We start from the raw sequence: 19,368 nt of genomic DNA, 5'->3' as shown, positions 1-19,368 counted from the left end.
ACTGCCCCCTTAATAACGGGGGGCAGAATAACAGATATTTAATTCACCCTCACGCGGCATCACCCTGGGCCAGAGGAGCCAATGCGGCAGGCAGGCTCTTGCCCAGTTCCTGTACCAGCGAATCGCGGCTGATTTCGCTAATGGTTTTTGCACCGGTCAGGGTCATTGCCACCTTCATCTCTTTCTCGATCAGGTTCAGCAGATTCGCCACACCAGCCTGTCCGTGTGTTGCCAGCGCGTACAGATAAGCACGGCCCAGCAGCACGCTATCGGCACCCAGTGCAATCATGCGCACCACGTCCAGGCCGTTACGGATCCCGCTGTCGGCCAGAATAGTGATATCGCCCTTCACCGCATCGGCAATGGCGGGCAGTGCGCGAGCTGAAGACAGCACGCCATCTAACTGGCGTCCACCGTGGTTAGAAACAACAATGCCATCTGCGCCAAAGCGTACGGCGTCGCGGGCATCTTCTGGATCGAGGATCCCTTTGATCACCATCGGACCCTCCCAGAATTCGCGGATCCACTCGAGGTCTTTCCAGGAGATGGACGGATCGAAGTTATTCGCCAGCCAACCGATGTAATCCTCAAGGCCGGTGGGTTTGCCAAGATACGTCGAAATATTGCCTAAATCATGCGGCCGACCGTTCAGGCCAACGTCCCATGCCCATTGTGGATGGGTGACTGCCTGCCAGTAGCGACGCAGTGCCGCATTTGGACCGCTCATACCGGAATGCGCGTCACGGTAACGTGCGCCGGGCGTGGGCATATCGACGGTAAAGACCAGCGTGGAGCAGCCCGCCGCTTTGGCTCGCTCCAGGGCGTTACGCATAAAGCCGCGATCGCGCAGGACATACAGCTGGAACCACATTGGACGCCTGATGGTCGGGGCGACTTCTTCAATTGGGCAGACGGATACCGTCGAAAGCGTAAACGGAATGCCTTTGGCATCAGCGGCGGCGGCGGCCTGAACTTCGCCCCGGCGTGCATACATGCCGCATAAACCGACAGGCGCGAGGGCCACCGGCATTGACAGTTTTTCATTAAACAGGGTGGTTTCCAGACTGAGATCTGACATGTTCTTCAGCACGCGCTGGCGGAGTGCCACCTCTGATAAATCTTCCACGTTACGGCGCAGGGTATGCTCCGCGTACGCGCCACCGTCAATGTAGTGGAACAGGAAAGGGGGCAGAATGCGCTGGGCTGCGGCGCGATAATCGCTGGCTGCTGAAATAATCATGTGTTGTTCTCCCTGCTAATTTCATTATGGTCACCGGGCAGACGAGTGATACGCGCCTGGCGGGCCTGGTCTTCATCAAAGCGTTTAATAGTGGTGTGGACAAAACTGAGGTGCGCCATCATCGCCTTACGCGCGCCATCGGCATCCCCGGCGACAATCGCGTCCAGCACAGCAAGGTGTTGTTCTGTGAGCTGTGAAAATACCGGTGGCACCAGGTACATACGCTGGCGACTCTGTTTTACCGAAGACTGCAATACGTCGAAGAAACCGCGCATGGTCTGTAGCAGCACCACGTTGTGCGAGGCTTCAGCGATGGCAAGGTGAAAGCGAACGTCTGCTTGTGAAGCGAGATCCGGATCTTCACTTTGTGTGGCCTCGAAACAGAGCCTGATTTTCTCTTTGTCGGCGGCTGTGGCGCGCATGGCGGCGTGCCAGGCGGTGCTGGCCTCAATGGCGTGGCGGGCTTCGAGAATATCGAAGCTGTAATCAGGGTCGTCCGCCATCAGGCTTTTCAGCGGCTGAACGATGTTTTGTTCGGACCACGCTTCATGCTGCCAGCGGATAAACGTCCCACCACCACGACGGCTAATCAGCACGCCTTCACTTACCAGCTTTGCCAGCGCCTCGCGCAGCGAATTGCGCGACACGCCGAGCTGTACGGCCAGCTGGCGCTCGGCGGGCAACTTCATGCCCGCTTCCAGCTGTTGTTCTTCAATCAGCGCCCGCACACGAGATGCGACCTCGTCTGACAGGCGTCTGGGCATCACAATCATGGAATCATCCAGGTTAAGACATAGGCCTGCAGCGTGGTAATCACACCCACCATGCAGGTGAAAATCAGGCTGTGTTTGACGGTGAAGCGGAACAGATCAGACTCTTTGCCAACCAGTCCCACTGCCGCACAGGCGATGGCGATAGACTGCGGAGAGATCATCTTGCCGGTTACGCCGCCGGTGGTATTTGCCGCTACCATCAATACGTCAGAAACACCGATTTGCTGCGCTGCCGTTGCCTGTAGCGCTGCGAACAAGGCGTTTGACGAGGTATCAGAGCCCGTCAGGAATACCCCCAGCCAGCCGAGGAACGGCGAGAAGAAAGTGAACGCGCTGCCCGTGTGAGCCAGTGCTAACGCCAGCGTTGAAGACAGCCCGGAGTAGTTAGAGATAAATGCGAATGCCAGCACCATTCCGATGGAGTAAATAGGCAGCGCCAGATCTTTCAGCGTACAGCCAAAGGTCTGCAGAGCGGCGGAGGGTTTCATCTTCAGCCAGACGATAGACAGCAGCGCGGCAAACAGGATGGCGGTGCCGGTTGCCGAGAACCAGTCGAACTTGTACACCGCCGCGTAGGCTGTGGCTTCGTGTACCACCGGCGGCATGCGGGCTACCAGCTTGTCGAGGAACGGAACCGGAATATTGACCACCCAGTGGTACATCGCCCCGCCAGGGGCAAACAGCGCTTTAAACGGCGGGATGCTCCACAGTGTGACGGTGGCGGTCAGGAACAGGAACGGCGACCAGGCGCGGATGATTTGCCCGGCGGTGTAGCGGGTGCGCGACAGGTCCATATCGACCTGTGAAGCCCCCATATCGCCAAAACGGAAGATGCGTACCGGCTGCCAGCGCTTCAGGAACAGCGTCAGACACACCAGAGAAACCAGAGAAGAGATGATGTCCGGCAGTTCCGGCCCGATAAAGTTAGAGCTGAGGTACTGCGCGATAGCAAACGAGCCGCCCGCGACCATCACCGCAGGCCAGGTCTCTTTCACGCCGCGCCAGCCGTCCATAATCGCCATGATCCAGAACAGTACGATAATCGTCAGGAACGGTAGTTGGCGGCCAACCATCTGACCAATCTCAAAGCTGTCCAGCCCGGTGACCTGACCGGCAACCAGAATCGGAATTCCCATTGCCCCAAAAGCGACTGGCGCGGTGTTTACGATCAGGCACAAACCTGCTGCATACAGTGGGTTAAAGCCAAGGCCAACCAGCAGTGCGGCGGTAATCGCTACCGGAGCACCGAAGCCTGCCGCCCCTTCGAGGAATGCCCCAAAGGAGAAACCGACAATCAGCATTTGCAGACGCTGGTCAGGGGTAATTGAGAGAATGGATGAGCGGATGATGTCGAACTGCCCGGTTTTAACCGAGATTTTATAGACAAACACCGCTGCAATGATGATCCAGGCAATTGGCCACAGACCGTAGAAGAAACCGTACACCACGGAGGCCAGCGCGTGATCGACCGGCATTTTGTAAAACAGCAGGGCGACCGACAAAGCGATCACCACCGTCCATGACGCCGCAACGTAGCCTTTCAGCTTGAGCTTAATCAGGGCGAAGAAAAAGAACAGGATGGGGAGCGATGCGATCAGACTGGAAAGCCAGATGTTACCGGCCGGGTCGTAGTTTTGTTGCCAGAGATTCATTGCAGGTCTCCTGGGGGCCGCTGACATAATGCAATGAGTCTGTGCTCATCTCTTCGTCACACTATGTGTAAAAGTGGCCCTGCCAATATTGTTGTGTAGGGGTAATGACAATGAATGGTTAATCAAATGTTATTTATTGGCAACGGTATTGTACGCACATTTTAATGAAATGTGAGGTATTGGTAGGATCTGACTGAAATTGGTAGGGCCAATTGCGAGGGGAAGCGAAGGACCGGGCAAGCGAGTGTTGCCCGGTGACAGATTAGAACTCGCTTTTCGCGAAGCCCGTCATCTCTTTCAGGCCCATTTCACGGCCAAGCTCGGTCATCGGGTGAACGACGATCAGGCCGCGCACGCTCTTCTTCAGCTTGCCCATGTCGGCCTGTTCTTTTTTGGTGATGGCACGACGGAACGGGAGTTTGCTGAGCTTTTGTGCTTCTTTGCTCAGCTTCTGGCCGTGTACTTCACGCAGTCGTGCGATCTCAGTTTCCAGAGTTTCTTTCTCTTGCTCCAGCTCGGCATATTTGTCGGCGGCTTCAACCAGGGACAGGTCAGCCTGCTGGTGGCGGATAGCGTCAAGACGATCGCTCAGGCGTTTAATTTCGTTTTTTTCGACTTCTTTCATAGGATAGCTTCTGATAAAAATAGGATGAATATCCTATAGTATGCGCGCAGAGCGGGATTATTCACAACTAATCGAAGATAAATAATCAAATGCCGCAAGTATTATTAAGCTAATGGTAATGCTACTTTTTTGATTAATAAGGAACTTTAAGCGATAAGATTGGCCATGGCGCTTTTTATTGGCGGGTTTATAGCGAAGCACGTTTTCCTCAATATAATCGCCCAACCGATCCTAAACTTAAATGAGCAACCGCACAGGCTGAGCGCGGTTAATACATGGAGGAGGGAAGATTATGGCGAAAATAGGTGAGAACGTTTCGGTTCTGATTGATAAGACGGTCGATTTTATGGCTTCCAGCCAGGCTTTTCGCGAATATCTGAATAAAACACCGCCGCGCGACGTAGTCCCTTCTGAAATACCACAGGAGAACGCGCAGCTGTATCTGCAACGTCTGGCGTACTATCGGCAACTGTATCGACCGCAGCAGGAAGAGAAGTAAGCCTGCAGGGTCTTATTTTTGAAAGGCTTTTTTTAAGCTGATTTTAGAAATCAGCTCGGTCAGGGAAAGTACCATCGTGGAGCGTACCATTTGCTGGTAGCGCTGGATTTGCATGGCGTGCAGACCTGAGTCTGAGGTATCAAACTGCGGTGGCGGCGGGAGTGCTGCTACGCAGTGAAGTTCGCCAAACGGACCAAGAATCTCATCGTCGGTGAACGCGTATTCATTGCCGTCATGGTTTAACTCTTCCCGCAGCGCCATCAGTAGTTCCGCATCTTCATACTCCGGGCGGCTGAGTACGCCCAGACCGTAGATGAGCTTGAGACGAACGGAAAGATCGCCCAGCGGACCGTCGCCGTCGAGCAACGGTTCTACGGCATATTTTACCGCATAGTCATCTTTGCGAAATACCTGAAGCACAAGGATATTCACCGCCTCGGTGAGCAGTTCTACGGCGGTGATGAGGAAGCTGCGTACGGTTTTGCCAGCATTCAGACGCTCAAGCACACGATTTTCAAAGGCCTGCGTTTGTTCCATTATTGCCTGCATATCTGACAATCTGTCATTTGGGCGCAGGCAGACCTGCGCCACATTCTCAATCATTTGGTCGCGTTATATGCGTTAACCGCCTCCGCCACCACATCACTATTGGCATCCAGACCGGAAACCTGCGCCAGCGCGGCCTGCGGACCTTTTTCGTCAATCAGCGCGGCCAGTTCCTGTGCCTGCGGATCTTCTTCGCTGCGATAGTGCATTGCTGCCGCAATACCGATAACCAGATTCGTGTGCGGCAGGCCGTACTCCAGCGTGCCCAGCAGCGGTTTAATCAGACGGTCGCCCGCGCTCAGTTTACGCAGTGGCTGACGGCCAACGCGCTCAACGTCATCTTTCAGATACGGGTTTTCAAAGCGACCGAGGATTTTCTGAATATATGCTGCATGTTTTGCCGCATCAAAGCCATAGCGTTTGATCAGTACCGCGCCGCTCTCTTCCATCGCACCTTTTACCACTGCGCGGATTTTCTCGTCGAGAATCGCGTCACGGATGGTCTGATGACCGGTCAATTTTCCGAGGTACGCGGTTATAGCATGCCCGGTGTTCAGCGTGAAGAGTTTACGTTCGACAAATGCCATCAGGTTATCAGTTAATTCCATTCCCGGGATGTTTGGCAGTTCGCCTTTGAATTGCGTCTTGTCGACAATCCACTCGCTGAAGGTTTCGACGGTGACTTCCAGCGGATCGTTGGTCGCAGAAGCGGAAGGGGGAACGATGCGGTCTACGGCGGAATCGACAAAACCAACGTGTTCTTCGACCCAGGCTTTGTCTTCATCTGCCAGCGCGTTCATGACGTGGCCTTTCAACTGGGTCGTGCCGCGCACCATGTTCTCACAGGCGATGATATTCAGCGGAGTCGCGATGCCCTGCGCCTTGCGTTTAACCAGCCCTTTAGCGATGGCAGGTGCGATGCGCTCAAGCACGACCGGACCAACGGCGGTGGTGACTAAATCTACGTAGGCAATCAGTTCAACGACATCATCGCCGATGCTGCTCACGGCGTTGACGCCGGAAACGGTATCAACCTGCTCGTTTTCACCGACCACATGAACCTGATAGCTATGACGGGCATTCAGGGCATCGAGCACGACCTGGTTTACATCCGCGAACGTCAGCTGTATCCCCGCGTCCGCCAGCAGTTTGCCGATAAAGCCACGACCGATATTACCTGCGCCAAAATGTAATGCTTTCATAGTATTAACCTTCATTAATGTTTTTACCCAAGAGGGCTGGGGTGAGGCTTTTCCCTCAACCTAACCCTCTCCACAAGGGAGAGGATATCGCCTTCATATTTCGAACTGCAGATGCGTTGGCTCTCCTCGCTCACCCCAGTCACGTACTTATGTACGCTCCTGGGGATTCACTGCGTTGCCGCCTTCCTGCAGCTCGAACTATTTTGGAGATACTTAACCGTTAAGCTTTTTTACCCGCCAGCAGCGCCAGAACTTCATCCACGCTGGTGGTATGGGCCAGACGTTCGATCACGGATTCGTCATCCAGCGCGTTGGTCAGGCTGGTAATCACCTGGATGTGCTCGTTGTTACGTGCAGCGATACCAATGACCAGGCGGGCGATATCGTCTTCTTCTTCGCCGAAGCGTACGCCTTGCGGATACTGACAGAACACGACGCCGGTTTTCAGCACGCGGTCTTTGGCTTCAACCGTACCGTGCGGTACAGCGATGGACTCGCCGAGGTAAGTCGGGGTCAGTTTTTCGCGGTCCAGCATCGCCTCGACGTACTCTGGCTCAACATAGCCGCCTTTCACCAGTTGCTCACCGGCAAAGCGAATCGCTTCTTCTTTGTTGGTGGCTTTACGGCCCAGGAAGATATTCTCCGCACCCAGTTTGAACAGGTGGGTATCACCCTCTTCAAAGCTGTCTTTCAGGTGGTCGCGGACTTTCTCTTCGTTCACGTTGTGGCGCTGTGCAGCGACCAGACGTTCGGTCAGATTGGAGTACAGACCGCTGTCGAGGAAGTTGGTCAGCGAAATGTGCTGTGCCTGCGGAACCTGGCGCATAGCGCGTTCGGTCAGGTCACGGTGGGTAATGACCAGATCCACATCCGGCGGCAGATTGTTAATCGCGCTGTTGGTGACGGAAATCTGAGACAGACCGGCATCCTGCACTTTCTTACGCAGTACGCCCGCACCCATGGCACTGGAACCCATGCCGGCATCGCAGGCGACGATGATTTTACGCACATGGCTCAGGTCGTTGGTTACATCGCCCGCTGCCAGCGGAGATGCGCCTTTGGATTCCGCTTTCATGTCGTTCATACGACGGGTTGCGGCTTCAATGTCATCTTCTTCTTTCACTTTGCTGGTTTTCAGCAGAATCGCCGAGACCACAAAGGAGACCGCCATTGCCGCACAAATTGCCGCGATGTTGGCGAAGTAAGCGCCCTTCGGCGTCATTGCCAGTACGGCCAGGATAGAACCCGGAGAGGCCGGAGACACCAGACCACCGTTCAGGATAGTCAGCGTAAATACGCCAGTCATACCGCCGAGGATAACGGCCAGGATCAGACGCGGGTTCATCAGCACGTACGGGAAGTAAATTTCGTGGATACCACCCAGGAAGTGGATGATAGCCGCGCCGCCTGCAGACTGCTTAGCGCTGCCGCGACCGAAGAACATGTATGCCAGCAGAACGCCCATACCCGGACCCGGGTTAGCTTCAATCAGGAAGAAGATGGATTTACCCATCTCATGGGACTGCTGAATGCCCAGCGGTGAGAAAATACCGTGGTTGATGGCGTTGTTAAGGAACAGGATTTTCGCCGGTTCAACGAAGATAGACGCCAGCGGCAGCATGTCATGGACAACCATGAAGTTAACGCCTGCCGCCAGGATTTTGGACAGTGCTTCAACCAATGGGCCAATGCCAAGGAATGCCAGAATGGCGAGGATCATCCCGATGATGCCAGCGGAGAAGTTATTCACCAGCATCTCAAAACCGGACTTGATCTTACCGTCTACCCAGCCGTCGAAATGCTTGATAGCCCAGCCGCCCAGCGGACCTGCGATCATCGCGCCGAGGAACATCGGCATATCAGCACCGACGATCACGCCCATGGTGGTAATCGCGCCCACTACGCCGCCGCGTTCGCCGCCAACCAGCTTACCACCGGTATAACCGATCAACAGCGGCAGCAGATAGGTGATCATCGGGCCGACCAGCTTCGCCAGCGTTTCGTTCGGCAACCACCCTGTCGGAATGAATAATGCGGTGATAATACCCCACGCGATAAACGCGCCGATATTTGGCATCACCATGTTGCTGAGGAATCGACCAAAGCTTTGCACCTTGATCTTAATATCGGATGACATAAAAACACCCCTTCTTATGTTTGCTATCGCGCAGGCTGAAAGCCCGAGGTTTGTTAATGTAGCGGCAGGAGGTAGCCGGACCCTGTAGATACTGCGAAATCTGGCACTGAATCGTTCAACTGTCCAGTCGATGACTTTTAATGTGATCAATGTCACGTAAATATAGGGTTTACGGCATTACTTAATGTGATTTCGATCACAAAACACCGGTATAAAAAAACATCATTACGCGGAAATAGGCTGGAAAAGGCACTTAAATGTGAAGTTGTTCACGTTTTTGCTTTGGCTGTTTGTTGGGTATTTGTGATCTGCTTCGCAATAAATATTTGCCAGGATTTCTCCTGATGTGATCTGACGCGGATTCTGTTTCATCTCCCATTTCTTGCTGCTACCCCGCGAGTCGTTCACCTGCAAATTTATACCCTGGTGGTATGGCGGAAATGACTAACTGCAATTATGTTCAAATTACCAGCCATGACTCCTTTCGGCTGCCTGCAATTGAAAGCTCTGATTAGCGTGAATACGAGGCGGGTATGTTTCTAAACTATTTCGCGTTAGGTGTGCTGATCTTCGTTTTTCTGGTTCTGTTTTACGGAATCATCGCCATCCATGATATTCCCTATAACATGGCTAAGAAGCGCAACCATCCCCATGCCGATGCCATCCATACGGCGGGTTGGGTAAGCTTATTTACGCTGCACGTTATCTGGCCGTTTCTGTGGATCTGGGCCACGCTCTATCAGCCAGAACGAGGCTGGGGGATGCAGTCACACATTACGCCGACCGGAAAGGAACAAGACCCTGAAATTGCCGCGCTGGCAGCGCGCATTACCCAGTTAGAAAAAAGGCTGGCTGGGGAGAAAAAAGACGATAACTCCACCTTTCCGGAGATTTGATCATGGATTTGTTGATTGTCCTGACTTACGTGGCATTTGCCTGGGCCATCTTTAAAATATTCCGTATTCCGGTAAACCAATGGACGCTTGCCACAGCCGCATTAGGTGGGGTGTTTATTGTGGCGGGACTCATCTTATTAATGAACTATAACCACCCGTATACCTTTACGGCGCAAAAGGCGGTTATTTCAATACCTGTTACCCCGCAGGTCACTGGAATTGTGAGTGAAGTGACAGATAAAAATAATCAACTGATTAAAAAAGGCGAGGTGTTATTTAAACTCGATCCCGTGCGTTATCAGGCGCGAGTGGACCGACTGCAAGCCGATCTGGTGACCGCCACGCACAATATCGACAATCTGAAAGCCCAACTTTCTGAAGCTGTCGCCAATACTACCCGCGTTTCCGCTGAACGCGATCGTCTGTATAAAGATTATCAACGCTATTTGAAGGGCAGCCAGGCGAAGGTTAATCCCTTCTCTGAAAGCGATATCGACAACGCCCGGCAGAACTATCTGGCACAGGACGCGCTGGTAAAAGGCTCCGTCGCCGAACAGACGCAGATTCAGACTCAGTTAGACAGTATGGTCAACGGGGAGCAATCTCAGGTTGCGTCCCTGCGCGCTCAGCTCGCTGAAGCCAAATACAATCTTGAGCAGACTATCGTCCGAGCCCCCAGCAACGGCTATGTTACGCAGGTGCTTATTCGGCCCGGAACCTACGCCGCCGCGCTGCCTCTGCGCCCGGTGATGGTGTTTATTCCGGAACAAAAACGGCAAATCGTGGCGCAATTCCGTCAGAACTCGTTGCTGCGTCTTAAACCGGGTGATGAAGCGGAAGTGGTCTTCAACGCGCTGCCAGGCCAGGTATTCCCCGGCAAGCTCACCAGCATTCTGCCGGTTGTACCGGGCGGTTCTTATCAGGCCCAGGGAGCATTGCAGTCTCTGACGGTGGTGCCGGGTACCGATGGCGTGCTGGCGACGATTGAACTGGCTCCCAATGCAGATGTGGATGCACTACCGGACGGTATCTATGCCCAGGTGGCGGTCTATTCCGACCATTTCGCCCACGTTTCGGTGATGCGTAAAGTGCTGCTGCGCATGACCAGTTGGATGCATTATCTTTATTTGGATCATTGAGACCAGCATCACCTGCCATTTGTCGTGGCCTGAGCCATACTAAGCGGTGTCCAGATATTCGTTGGACATCGCTTTTTTGTTGGCAAAAAGGACACGGCATGAAACTCATTGGCAGCTATACCAGCCCTTTTGTGCGTAAAATTTCTATTCTGTTGCTGGAAAAGGGCATCACCTTCGAATTCGTTAATGAACTCCCCTATAACGCGGATAGCGGCGTGGCGCGATACAATCCATTGGGAAAAGTGCCCGCGCTGGTCACCGATAAGGGAGAGTACTGGTTTGATTCTCCGATCATTGCTGAATATATAGAGTTGTTGGATATTGCACCCGCAATGCTGCCGCGTGAGCCGCTGGCGGCACTCAAAGTTCGTCAACTGGAAGCGCTGGCCGACGGTATTATGGATGCGGGTTTAGTCTCGGTGCGCGAGCAGGCTCGCCCCGCTGTGCAGCAGTCAGAAACTGAATTGCTACGCCAGCGCGAAAAAATTACCCGCAGCCTGGATGTGCTGGAAGGTTATCTGGCGGACGGTACGCTGAAAACGGATACGGTTAATCTGGCAACGATTGCGATTGCCTGTGCCGTGGGCTATCTCAATTTTCGTCGGGTTGCGCCTGGCTGGTGTGTGGACCGTCCACGTCTGGTCAAACTGGTGGAAACACTCTTTCAACGCGAAAGTTTTGCCCGTACGGAACCGCCAAAGGCTTGATGCAGATAATACCCGCCTGAGCAAAGTCACGGTACAATCCTTCCTATATCGATATCCCTCTCCACGGTGGAGAGGGCCACCAACAGCCAGGCCCTTTCATGACAACCGACATGCGTTCACTCTACAGCCAGCTTCCTGCTATCGATCGTTTACTGCGCGATAGCGCTTTCCAGGTCTTACGTGAGTCCCACGGTCATACCCGCGTGGTGGATCTGCTGCGTCATATGCTCGATGAAGCCAGAGAGGCGATTCGCGACACGCAGGCGCTTCCAGCATGGGGGGAAGACTGGGCGCAAGAGGCCAGCGCCCGGCTGGAACGAGAATCGCAAAGCGCGCTACGTCCGGTGATTAACCTGACCGGAACGGTGCTGCATACCAATCTTGGGCGTGCATCACAAGCTGAGGAGGCGATTGCTGCGGTGGTGCAGGCGATGCGTACGCCGGTGACGCTGGAATACAACCTGGATGATGCCGGACGTGGACATCGGGATCGGGCGCTGGCGGATCTACTCTGCCGCCTGACCGGCGCGGAAGATGCCTGTATTGTCAATAATAATGCCGCTGCGGTTCTACTGATGCTGGCCGCCACGGCCAACGGCAAAGAGGTGGTCGTTTCGCGCGGCGAGCTGGTAGAAATTGGCGGCGCGTTTCGTATTCCCGACGTGATGTGCCAGGCCGGATGTATCCTGCGCGAGGTTGGCACCACCAACCGGACCCATGCGAAAGATTACCGTCAGGCGGTGAATGAAAACACCGGTCTGCTGATGAAAGTCCATACCAGTAATTACAGCATTGAAGGCTTTACCAGCTCGGTTGATGAAGCTGAGCTGGCCGCCATTGGTCAGGAACTGGATGTGCCGGTAGTGGCGGATCTGGGTAGCGGCTCGCTGGTCGATCTCAGTCAGTATGGTTTGCCGCAGGAACCGATGCCGCAGCAACTCATTGCCGCAGGTGTGAGCCTGGTGAGTTTCTCTGGCGACAAACTGTTGGGCGGGCCGCAGGCCGGGATTATCGTCGGTAAAAAAGAGATGATCGCCCGCTTACAGAGCCATCCGCTGAAACGCGCGTTACGGGCTGATAAAATGACGCTGGCAGCGCTGGAAGCAACGCTGCGGCTCTATCTGCACCCGGAAGCGCTGGCGGAGAAGTTGCCGACGTTACGCCAGCTCACCCGCACGAAAGAGGCTGTCCACGCGCAGGCGCTACGATTACAAGCACAATTGACAGAACATTATGGTGCCGAGTTTGCGCTGAATGTGATGCCTTGCCTGTCGCAGATTGGCAGCGGCTCGCTACCAGTTGATAGGCTGCCGAGCGCGGCATTAACCTTTACCCCCCATGACGGGCGTGGAAGCCGCCTCGAAGCGCTGGCCGCCCGCTGGCGTTTGCTGCCCGTGCCGGTCATTGGGCGAATTTATGATGGCCGCTTGTGGCTGGATCTGCGCTGCCTTGAAGACGAGACCCGGTTTATGGAGATGATGCTGAAATGATTATTGCAACCGCCGGACACGTTGACCACGGAAAAACAACGTTATTACAGGCGATTACCGGCGTGAATGCCGACCGGCTGCCGGAAGAAAAAAAGCGCGGTATGACTATCGACCTCGGCTATGCCTACTGGCCGCAGCCGGACGGGCGGGTACTGGGATTTATCGATGTCCCTGGTCACGAAAAGTTTCTGTCCAACATGCTGGCGGGTGTCGGTGGTATCGACCACGCGCTGCTGGTGGTGGCGTGTGATGACGGCGTGATGGCGCAAACGCGTGAACACTTGCAAATCCTGCAACTGACGGGCAACCCACAGCTTACCGTGGCGCTCACAAAAGCCGATCGCGTCGATGAAGCACGCATTGACGAAGTACGTGCCGAGGTGCAAACCACGCTGGGTAACTATGGTTTTGCCGATGCGATACTGTTCGTAACTGCCGCCGGTGAAGGCCGTGGTATCGAAGCGCTGCGTGACCACTTGCTGCAGTTGACGCCGCGTGAACTGGCCCGCGATCACACCTTCCGCCTGGCGATTGACCGCGCTTTCACGGTAAAAGGCGCAGGTCTGGTCGTAACGGGAACGGCGCTCAGCGGAGAAGTGAACGTCGGGGATGCGTTGTGGCTTACGGGCGTCAACAAACCGATGCGCGTACGTAGCCTGCATGCGCAAAATCAGCCGACCGAATACGCTCACGCCGGACAGCGAATTGCGCTGAACATTGTCGGTGATGCGCAAAAAGAAGAGATTAACCGTGGTGACTGGCTGCTTGCAGATGCGCCGCCAGAGGCCTTCTCACGCGTCATTGTCTCTTTAGAACACTCGGCTCCGCTGATGCAGTGGCAGCCGCTGCATATCCACCACGCGGCCAGCCACGTGACCGGACGTATCTCACTGCTCGAAGGGACGCTGGCGGAACTGGTATTTGATACGCCGCTGTGGCTGGCTGATAACGACAGGCTGGTGCTGCGTGATATTTCTGCCCGTACGACGCTGGCAGGCGCACGTGTCGTGACGCTGAATCCACCGCGTCGTGGGAAGCGTAAGCCGGAGTATTTACAGTGGCTGTCGGCGCTGGAAAATGCGCAGAATGACGGCGAAGCGCTGGCATTGCATCTGACGCGCGGGGCGGTGAATATTCCCGATTTCGCATGGGCACGCCAGCTCAATGGCGACGGCATGCGTCCGTTGATTGAGCAACATGGATTTATTCGCGCCGGGTATAGTCTGTTGAATGCGCCCGTTGCTGCACGCTGGCAGCGTAAGATTCTGGATACGCTGGCGACCTACCATGAACAGCACCGTGATGAGCCGGGACCTGGACGTGAACGCCTGCGTCGTATGGCCCTGCCGATGGAAGATGAAGCGCTGGTCCTGCTGCTGATTGAAAAGATGCGCGATAGCGGCGCTATTGATAGCCATCATGGCTGGCTACATTTGCCGGATCATAAGGCCGGTTTTAGCGATGAGCAGCGGGCTATCTGGCAAAAAGTAGAACCTCTGTTTGGTGATGAGCCGTGGTGGGTGCGGGATCTGGCGAAAACCACGGCTACGGACGAGCAGGCGATGCGTCTGGCGCTACGGCAGGCGGCGCAGCAGGGCATTATTACGGCGATCGTCAAAGATCGTTATTACCGTAACGATCGGATTGTGGCCTTTGCCAATCTGATCCGCGAACTGGATCAGGAGAGAGGATCGACCTGCGCTGCCGATTTCCGCGACAGGCTTAACGTCGGGCGTAAATTGGCTATTCAGATTCTGGAATATTTTGACCGTATTGGTTTTACGCGTCGTCGGGGAAATGATCATTTATTACGCGATGCATTACTGTTTCCCGAAAAGTAATGAAACAATTAATTCAAAAATTAAATGAATTAATACAAAATAGATATTGATTGAAATAAGCACATTAGATTATGAACCTAATGTGCTTTTTAATTTTCAATGTTATTAAAATAACAACCACGATCATATTTTGTTGGGATTATCACTCGTATGCTTCCTGCCTCTTTTGAGTAATTAAGGATCGTACAATGGCTGCTTCAACATTTTTTATTCCTTCCGTGAATGTAATTGGCGCTGGTTCATTAAAAGATGCAATGAATACAATGGCGGAATATGGTTTTCGTCGTACGTTAATTGTCACGGATGCCATGCTGGCGAAATTAGGTATGGCGAGTGAAATTCAAAAAGCGCTGCAGGAACGTGATATTTTCAGCGTAATTTATGATGGTACGCATCCTAATCCGACAACCAGCAACGTTGCCGCAGGTCTGCAAATGCTGAAAGAAAATGCCTGTGATAGCGTAATTTCCCTCGGTGGCGGTTCCCCACACGATTGTGCGAAGGGGATTGCGCTGGTGGCGGCTAACGGCGGCGATATTAGTGATTACGAAGGCGTCGACCGTTCTGCAAAACCGCAGTTGCCGATGATTGCCATTAACACGACGGCGGGAACGGCATCTGAAATGACCCATTTTTGCATCATTACCGACGAAGTACGCCACATCAAAATGGCGATTGTCGATAAGCACGTTACACCGCTGCTGTCCGTCAATGATTCTTCGCTGATGGTCGGTATGCCGAAGTCCCTGACAGCGGCAACCGGTATGGATGCGCTGACCCACGCTATCGAAGCCTACGTGTCGATTGCGGCAACGCCGATCACCGATGCATGTGCGCTTAAAGCCGTGACGATGATTGCCGAGAACCTGACGATCGCCGTGGAAGATGGCGCCAATGCTCAGGCGCGCGAAGCCATGGCTTACGCACAGTTCCTCGCAGGTATGGCATTCAACAACGCCTCTCTGGGTTACGTTCACGCGATGGCGCATCAGTTGGGTGGTTTCTACGACCTGCCGCACGGTGTCTGCAATGCGGTACTGCTGCCGCACGTTCAGGTCTTCAATAGCAAGGTGGCCGCAGCTCGTCTGCGCGATTGTGCTGCGGCAATGGGCGTCGACGTGGCTGGATTGAACGATGCGCAAGGAGCCGAAGCCTGTATCGCGGCAATCCGCGAACTGGCGCAGAAAGTGAATATTCCGGCAGGTTTGCGTGAGCTGAACGTTAAGGAAGAAGATTTTGCTGTTCTGGCGACCAACGCCCTGAAAGATGCCTGTGGTTTCACTAACCCGATCCAGGCGACCCATGAAGAAATCATGGCGATCTACCGCGCGGCAATGTAATTCGTGATATCTGTCGTAAAGCAGTAAAAGGCTGGCGAATAATTCGCCAGTCCCGTCTACCTTTGTAATACCCCTACAGCAAGGAGACGGTCATGACCAACAACCCCCCTTCAACGCGTATTTATCCCGGCGAGTATGGTTACCCTCTGAAGTTAAAGGCCCGATACGATAACTTTATCGGCGGCGACTGGGTTGCACCAGTGGACGGTGAGTATTACCAGAACCTGACGCCAGTTACCGGGCAATTACTGTGCGAAGTGGCCTCTTCCGGCAAAAAGGATATCGATCTGGCACTGGATGCCGCGCACAAAGTAAAAGACAAGTGGGCGCAGACATCCGTGCAGGACAGGGCGGCGATTCTGTTCAAAATTGCCGATCGTATGGAGCAAAATCTGGAGCTGCTGGCGACGGCTGAAACCTGGGATAACGGTAAACCTATCCGTGAAACCAGTGCGGCAGATGTGCCGCTGGCAATTGACCATTTCCGCTATTTCGCTTCCTGTATTCGTGCGCAGGAAGGGGGAATCAGCGAGGTTGATAGCGAAACCGTGGCTTATCACTTCCATGAACCTCTTGGCGTGGTAGGGCAAATTATCCCGTGGAACTTCCCCCTGCTGATGGCCAGCTGGAAGATGGCACCCGCGCTGGCTGCGGGGAACTGCGTAGTGCTTAAACCTGCGCGCCTGACGCCGCTGTCCGTACTGCTGCTGATGGAAGTTATCGGCGATCTGCTCCCGCCTGGCGTGGTGAACGTGGTAAACGGCGCGGGTGGGGAAATCGGGGAGTATCTGGCGACCTCTAAACGCATTGCGAAAGTGGCGTTTACAGGTTCGACGGAAGTTGGGCAGCAGATCATGCAGTACGCCACGCAGAACATCATCCCGGTCACGCTGGAACTGGGCGGGAAATCACCCAATATCTTCTTCGCGGACGTGATGGATGAAGAAGATGCGTTCTTTGACAAAGCGCTGGAAGGTTTTGCATTGTTTGCCTTCAACCAGGGCGAAGTGTGTACCTGTCCGAGTCGTGCGCTGGTTCAGGAATCCATTTACGAACGTTTTATGGAAAGGGCCATTCGCCGCGTGGAGAGTATTCGTAGCGGTAATCCGTTAGACAGCGTGACGCAGATGGGCGCGCAGGTGTCGCATGGTCAACTGGAAACTATTCTGAATTACATCGACATTGGTAAGAAAGAAGGTGCAGATGTTCTTACCGGCGGGCGGCGCAAGCACCTGGATGGTGAGTTAAAAGAGGGTTATTACCTCGAACCAACCATTCTGTTTGGTAAGAACAACATGCGGGTTTTCCAGGAGGAGATCTTTGGCCCGGTACTGGCGGTCACTACCTTTAAAACCATGGATGAGGCGCTGGAAATCGCCAATGACACGCAATATGGGCTAGGCGCCGGCGTCTGGAGTCGTAACGGTAATCTGGCATACAAGATGGGACGCGGTATTCAGGCTGGCCGTGTCTGGACCAACTGTTACCACGCTTACCCGGCACATGCGGCGTTCGGCGGCTATAAACAGTCGGGCATCGGGCGCGAGACACACAAAATGATGCTCGAGCATTATCAGCAAACCAAGTGCCTGCTGGTGAGCTACTCGGATAAACCACTGGGACTGTTTTAATTTCTCGTCACTTATTGCCCGGTTTTGCGCCGGGCATATCTTTATTCTGCAGTTATATAAAAACCCATATGTCGTTATATAAACAAGATAATTGCACTCCATGTACATATTCATCTACTATCCTCCAATCTATTTTTAAATCCAAATAGAATTCTTATTTGTTATTTCAATCTCTGAGGCAAATATGTTCCTTAATTATTTTGCATTAGGAGTGCTTATTTTTGTATTCCTGGTCATTTTTTATGGGGTTATTATTCTGCATGATATTCCCTATCTGATTGCAAAAAAACGTAATCATCCTCATGCCGACGCAATACATGTTGCGGGTTGGGTGAGTTTGTTTACCTTACATGTTATTTGGCCCTTTTTATGGATCTGGGCAACGCTTTATCGCCCGGAGCGCGGATGGGGCATGCAGAGCGCGGATTCTTCCCTGATCCAGCTGCAGGCAAGGGTTGCCGATCTGGAAAAAAAATTGGGTGAGGTGAAGACCTCTGCGGCGGAGTAATATCGATGGATTTACTGATTGTTCTGACCTATGTAGCGTGTGCATGGTCAATATTTAAGATTTTTAAAATTCCTGTCAACAAATGGACAGTACCTACCGCAGCATTGGGCGGTATATTTATTGTGTGCGGACTGATATTACTGATGAATTATAATCATCCGTATACCTTTAAGGCGCAAAAGGCGGTAATTTCTATTCCCGTAGTGCCGCAGGTAACGGGTGTCGTGACGGAAGTGACAGATAAGAAGAATACACTGATCAAAAAAGGCGAGGTGCTATTCAAACTTAATCCGGGGCGTTATCAGGCGCGGGTCGATCGTCTGAAAGCCGATATTGTCACCGCACAGCATAAAGAGCAGGCTCTTGCTGCGCAACTGGATGAAATGCAAGCCAACACGCAACGGGCAAAGGCTACCCGTGACAAGCTGGCGAAAGATTATCAGCGCTATGCGCAGGGAAGCCAGGCGAAGGTGAATCCTTTTTCTGAACGCGATATCGACGCGGCGCGGCAAAACTATCTGGCGCAGGAAGCATCGGTGAAGTCCTCCATTGCGGAACAACAGCAAATCCAGAGTCAGTTAGACAGCCTGGTGCTGGGGGAAAATTCACAAATTGCCAGCCTGAAAGCACAGTTAGCAGAAGCGGAGTTCAATCTGGACCAGACCGTGGTTCGCGCGCCCAGCGATGGCTATGTGACGCAGGTGCTGATGCGTCCGGGAACCTATGCCGCCGCACTGCCTATGCGCCCGGTGATGGTGTTTATCCCGGATCAAAAACGGCAAATTATCGCCCAGTTCCGTCAAAACTCGCTGCTGCGACTGGAGCCAGGCGATGAAGCGGAAGTGGTGTTTAACGCCCTGCCGGGTAAAGTATTTAGCGGTAAACTGGCTGCTATCAGTCCGGCCGTACCGGGTGGTACATACCAGTCGAACGGGGCGCTGCAATCCTTAAACTCTACGCCCGGTTCTGAAGGGGTGATCGCCACGATTGAGCTGAATGATAATGCGGAGGTTAGCGCGTTACCTGACGGGATTTACGCGCAGGTCGCCGTATATTCTGACCACTTCGAACATGTGTCAGTCATGCGCAAAGTCTTGTTGCGAATGACCAGTTGGGTGCATTACCTGTATCTCGATCATTAA

17 protein-coding genes are annotated in these 19,368 nt (G+C 53.6%); 10 read left to right on the top strand and 7 right to left on the bottom strand.

Features of this window, described 5'->3' with window-relative positions; all coding sequences use genetic code 11:
* Positions 1-49: 49 nt before the first annotated feature.
* The 4 genes from lldD to AL515_RS00580 form a co-directional block, all read right to left on the bottom strand.
* Positions 50-1,240, bottom strand: coding sequence for an FMN-dependent L-lactate dehydrogenase LldD (gene lldD / locus AL515_RS00595; RefSeq protein WP_061066823.1), 1,191 nt, complete (start codon positions 1,238-1,240; stop codon positions 50-52).
* Positions 1,237-2,013, bottom strand: a complete 777-nt coding sequence (gene lldR / locus AL515_RS00590; RefSeq protein WP_048213701.1) for a transcriptional regulator LldR — start codon at positions 2,011-2,013, stop codon at positions 1,237-1,239. The genes lldD and lldR overlap by 4 nt, the downstream gene beginning before the upstream one ends.
* Complete coding sequence (gene lldP / locus AL515_RS00585) at positions 2,010-3,665, bottom strand: L-lactate permease (RefSeq protein ID WP_061066822.1); 1,656 nt, start codon at positions 3,663-3,665, stop codon at positions 2,010-2,012. Before lldP ends, lldR begins: the two co-directional genes overlap by 4 nt.
* A 262-nt stretch (positions 3,666-3,927) precedes the next feature.
* A complete protein-coding gene (locus AL515_RS00580) occupies positions 3,928-4,290 on the bottom strand; it encodes a YibL family ribosome-associated protein (protein WP_048213700.1) in 363 nt (120 codons plus the stop codon).
* A gap of 292 nt (positions 4,291-4,582) precedes the next feature.
* On the opposite strand from AL515_RS00580, the gene AL515_RS00575 reads away from it, so the two are divergent.
* The gene (locus tag AL515_RS00575; RefSeq protein ID WP_048213699.1) at positions 4,583-4,789 is read left to right on the top strand and encodes a hypothetical protein; all 207 of its coding nucleotides are present in this window, start codon (positions 4,583-4,585) and stop codon (positions 4,787-4,789) included.
* 12 nt (positions 4,790-4,801) lie between these two features.
* Here the strand turns inward: AL515_RS00575 and mtlR are convergent, their stop codons facing one another.
* The 3 genes from mtlR to mtlA form a co-directional block, all read right to left on the bottom strand.
* Positions 4,802-5,392, bottom strand: a complete 591-nt coding sequence (gene mtlR / locus AL515_RS00570) for a mannitol operon repressor MtlR (RefSeq protein ID WP_048213698.1) — start codon at positions 5,390-5,392, stop codon at positions 4,802-4,804.
* Entirely contained in the window at positions 5,389-6,537 is a 1,149-nt protein-coding gene (gene mtlD, locus AL515_RS00565; protein WP_061066821.1) for a mannitol-1-phosphate 5-dehydrogenase, read from the bottom strand. Before mtlD ends, mtlR begins: the two co-directional genes overlap by 4 nt.
* A 220-nt stretch (positions 6,538-6,757) precedes the next feature.
* Positions 6,758-8,674, bottom strand: coding sequence for a PTS mannitol transporter subunit IICBA (gene mtlA, locus AL515_RS00560; RefSeq protein ID WP_061066820.1), 1,917 nt, complete (start codon positions 8,672-8,674; stop codon positions 6,758-6,760).
* 533 nt (positions 8,675-9,207) lie between these two features.
* On the opposite strand from mtlA, the gene AL515_RS00555 reads away from it, so the two are divergent.
* The 9 genes from AL515_RS00555 (at position 9,208) to AL515_RS00515 (ending at position 19,368) form a co-directional block, all read left to right on the top strand.
* Positions 9,208-9,570 (top strand): DUF3302 domain-containing protein, encoded by a 363-nt coding sequence (locus AL515_RS00555; protein ID WP_061066819.1) that lies wholly within the window; start codon positions 9,208-9,210, stop codon positions 9,568-9,570.
* Positions 9,571-9,572: 2 nt separating this feature from the next.
* Positions 9,573-10,709 carry an HlyD family secretion protein gene (locus AL515_RS00550; protein ID WP_048213694.1) on the top strand — a complete coding sequence of 379 codons (1,137 nt, stop codon included), beginning with the start codon at positions 9,573-9,575 and terminating at the stop codon, positions 10,707-10,709.
* 98 nt (positions 10,710-10,807) lie between these two features.
* Positions 10,808-11,416 carry a glutathione S-transferase gene (locus tag AL515_RS00545; RefSeq protein WP_061066818.1) on the top strand — a complete coding sequence of 203 codons (609 nt, stop codon included), beginning with the start codon at positions 10,808-10,810 and terminating at the stop codon, positions 11,414-11,416.
* Between the two features lie 98 nt (positions 11,417-11,514).
* Complete coding sequence (gene selA / locus AL515_RS00540) at positions 11,515-12,906, top strand: L-seryl-tRNA(Sec) selenium transferase (RefSeq protein WP_061066817.1); 1,392 nt, start codon at positions 11,515-11,517, stop codon at positions 12,904-12,906.
* Positions 12,903-14,747, top strand: a complete 1,845-nt coding sequence (gene selB, locus AL515_RS00535; protein WP_061066816.1) for a selenocysteine-specific translation elongation factor — start codon at positions 12,903-12,905, stop codon at positions 14,745-14,747. The genes selA and selB overlap by 4 nt, the downstream gene beginning before the upstream one ends.
* 188 nt (positions 14,748-14,935) lie before the next feature.
* Positions 14,936-16,087, top strand: a complete 1,152-nt coding sequence (yiaY, locus tag AL515_RS00530; protein WP_061066815.1) for an L-threonine dehydrogenase — start codon at positions 14,936-14,938, stop codon at positions 16,085-16,087.
* A gap of 92 nt (positions 16,088-16,179) precedes the next feature.
* The gene (aldB, locus tag AL515_RS00525; RefSeq protein WP_061066814.1) at positions 16,180-17,718 is read left to right on the top strand and encodes an aldehyde dehydrogenase AldB; all 1,539 of its coding nucleotides are present in this window, start codon (positions 16,180-16,182) and stop codon (positions 17,716-17,718) included.
* A gap of 184 nt (positions 17,719-17,902) precedes the next feature.
* Complete coding sequence (locus tag AL515_RS00520) at positions 17,903-18,226, top strand: DUF3302 domain-containing protein (RefSeq protein ID WP_061066813.1); 324 nt, start codon at positions 17,903-17,905, stop codon at positions 18,224-18,226.
* Between the two features lie 5 nt (positions 18,227-18,231).
* Positions 18,232-19,368 carry an HlyD family secretion protein gene (locus tag AL515_RS00515; RefSeq protein WP_061066812.1) on the top strand — a complete coding sequence of 379 codons (1,137 nt, stop codon included), beginning with the start codon at positions 18,232-18,234 and terminating at the stop codon, positions 19,366-19,368.

The organism is Citrobacter sp. FDAARGOS_156, from assembly GCF_001559235.2.
Classification (GTDB): Bacteria; Pseudomonadota; Gammaproteobacteria; order Enterobacterales; family Enterobacteriaceae; genus Citrobacter; species Citrobacter youngae.
This window is presented reverse-complemented; position numbering and strand designations above follow the sequence as displayed.

Bases quoted from the DNA above. Each gene is read 5' to 3' on its own strand.
- lldP (WP_061066822.1), bottom strand. From the start codon at position 3,665: ATGAATCTCTGGCAACAAAACTACGACCCGGCCGGTAACATCTGGCTT.
- selA (WP_061066817.1), top strand. From the start codon at position 11,515: ATGACAACCGACATGCGTTCACTCTACAGCCAGCTTCCTGCTATCGAT.
- AL515_RS00575 (WP_048213699.1), top strand. From the start codon at position 4,583: ATGGCGAAAATAGGTGAGAACGTTTCGGTTCTGATTGATAAGACGGTC.
- lldR (WP_048213701.1), bottom strand. From the start codon at position 2,013: ATGATTGTGATGCCCAGACGCCTGTCAGACGAGGTCGCATCTCGTGTG.
- AL515_RS00545 (WP_061066818.1), top strand. From the start codon at position 10,808: ATGAAACTCATTGGCAGCTATACCAGCCCTTTTGTGCGTAAAATTTCT.
- selB (WP_061066816.1), top strand. From the start codon at position 12,903: ATGATTATTGCAACCGCCGGACACGTTGACCACGGAAAAACAACGTTA.
- AL515_RS00580 (WP_048213700.1), bottom strand. From the start codon at position 4,290: ATGAAAGAAGTCGAAAAAAACGAAATTAAACGCCTGAGCGATCGTCTT.
- yiaY (WP_061066815.1), top strand. From the start codon at position 14,936: ATGGCTGCTTCAACATTTTTTATTCCTTCCGTGAATGTAATTGGCGCT.
- mtlD (WP_061066821.1), bottom strand. From the start codon at position 6,537: ATGAAAGCATTACATTTTGGCGCAGGTAATATCGGTCGTGGCTTTATC.
- aldB (WP_061066814.1), top strand. From the start codon at position 16,180: ATGACCAACAACCCCCCTTCAACGCGTATTTATCCCGGCGAGTATGGT.
- mtlR (WP_048213698.1), bottom strand. From the start codon at position 5,392: ATGATTGAGAATGTGGCGCAGGTCTGCCTGCGCCCAAATGACAGATTG.
- AL515_RS00555 (WP_061066819.1), top strand. From the start codon at position 9,208: ATGTTTCTAAACTATTTCGCGTTAGGTGTGCTGATCTTCGTTTTTCTG.
- AL515_RS00520 (WP_061066813.1), top strand. From the start codon at position 17,903: ATGTTCCTTAATTATTTTGCATTAGGAGTGCTTATTTTTGTATTCCTG.
- lldD (WP_061066823.1), bottom strand. From the start codon at position 1,240: ATGATTATTTCAGCAGCCAGCGATTATCGCGCCGCAGCCCAGCGCATT.
- AL515_RS00550 (WP_048213694.1), top strand. From the start codon at position 9,573: ATGGATTTGTTGATTGTCCTGACTTACGTGGCATTTGCCTGGGCCATC.
- mtlA (WP_061066820.1), bottom strand. From the start codon at position 8,674: ATGTCATCCGATATTAAGATCAAGGTGCAAAGCTTTGGTCGATTCCTC.
- AL515_RS00515 (WP_061066812.1), top strand. From the start codon at position 18,232: ATGGATTTACTGATTGTTCTGACCTATGTAGCGTGTGCATGGTCAATA.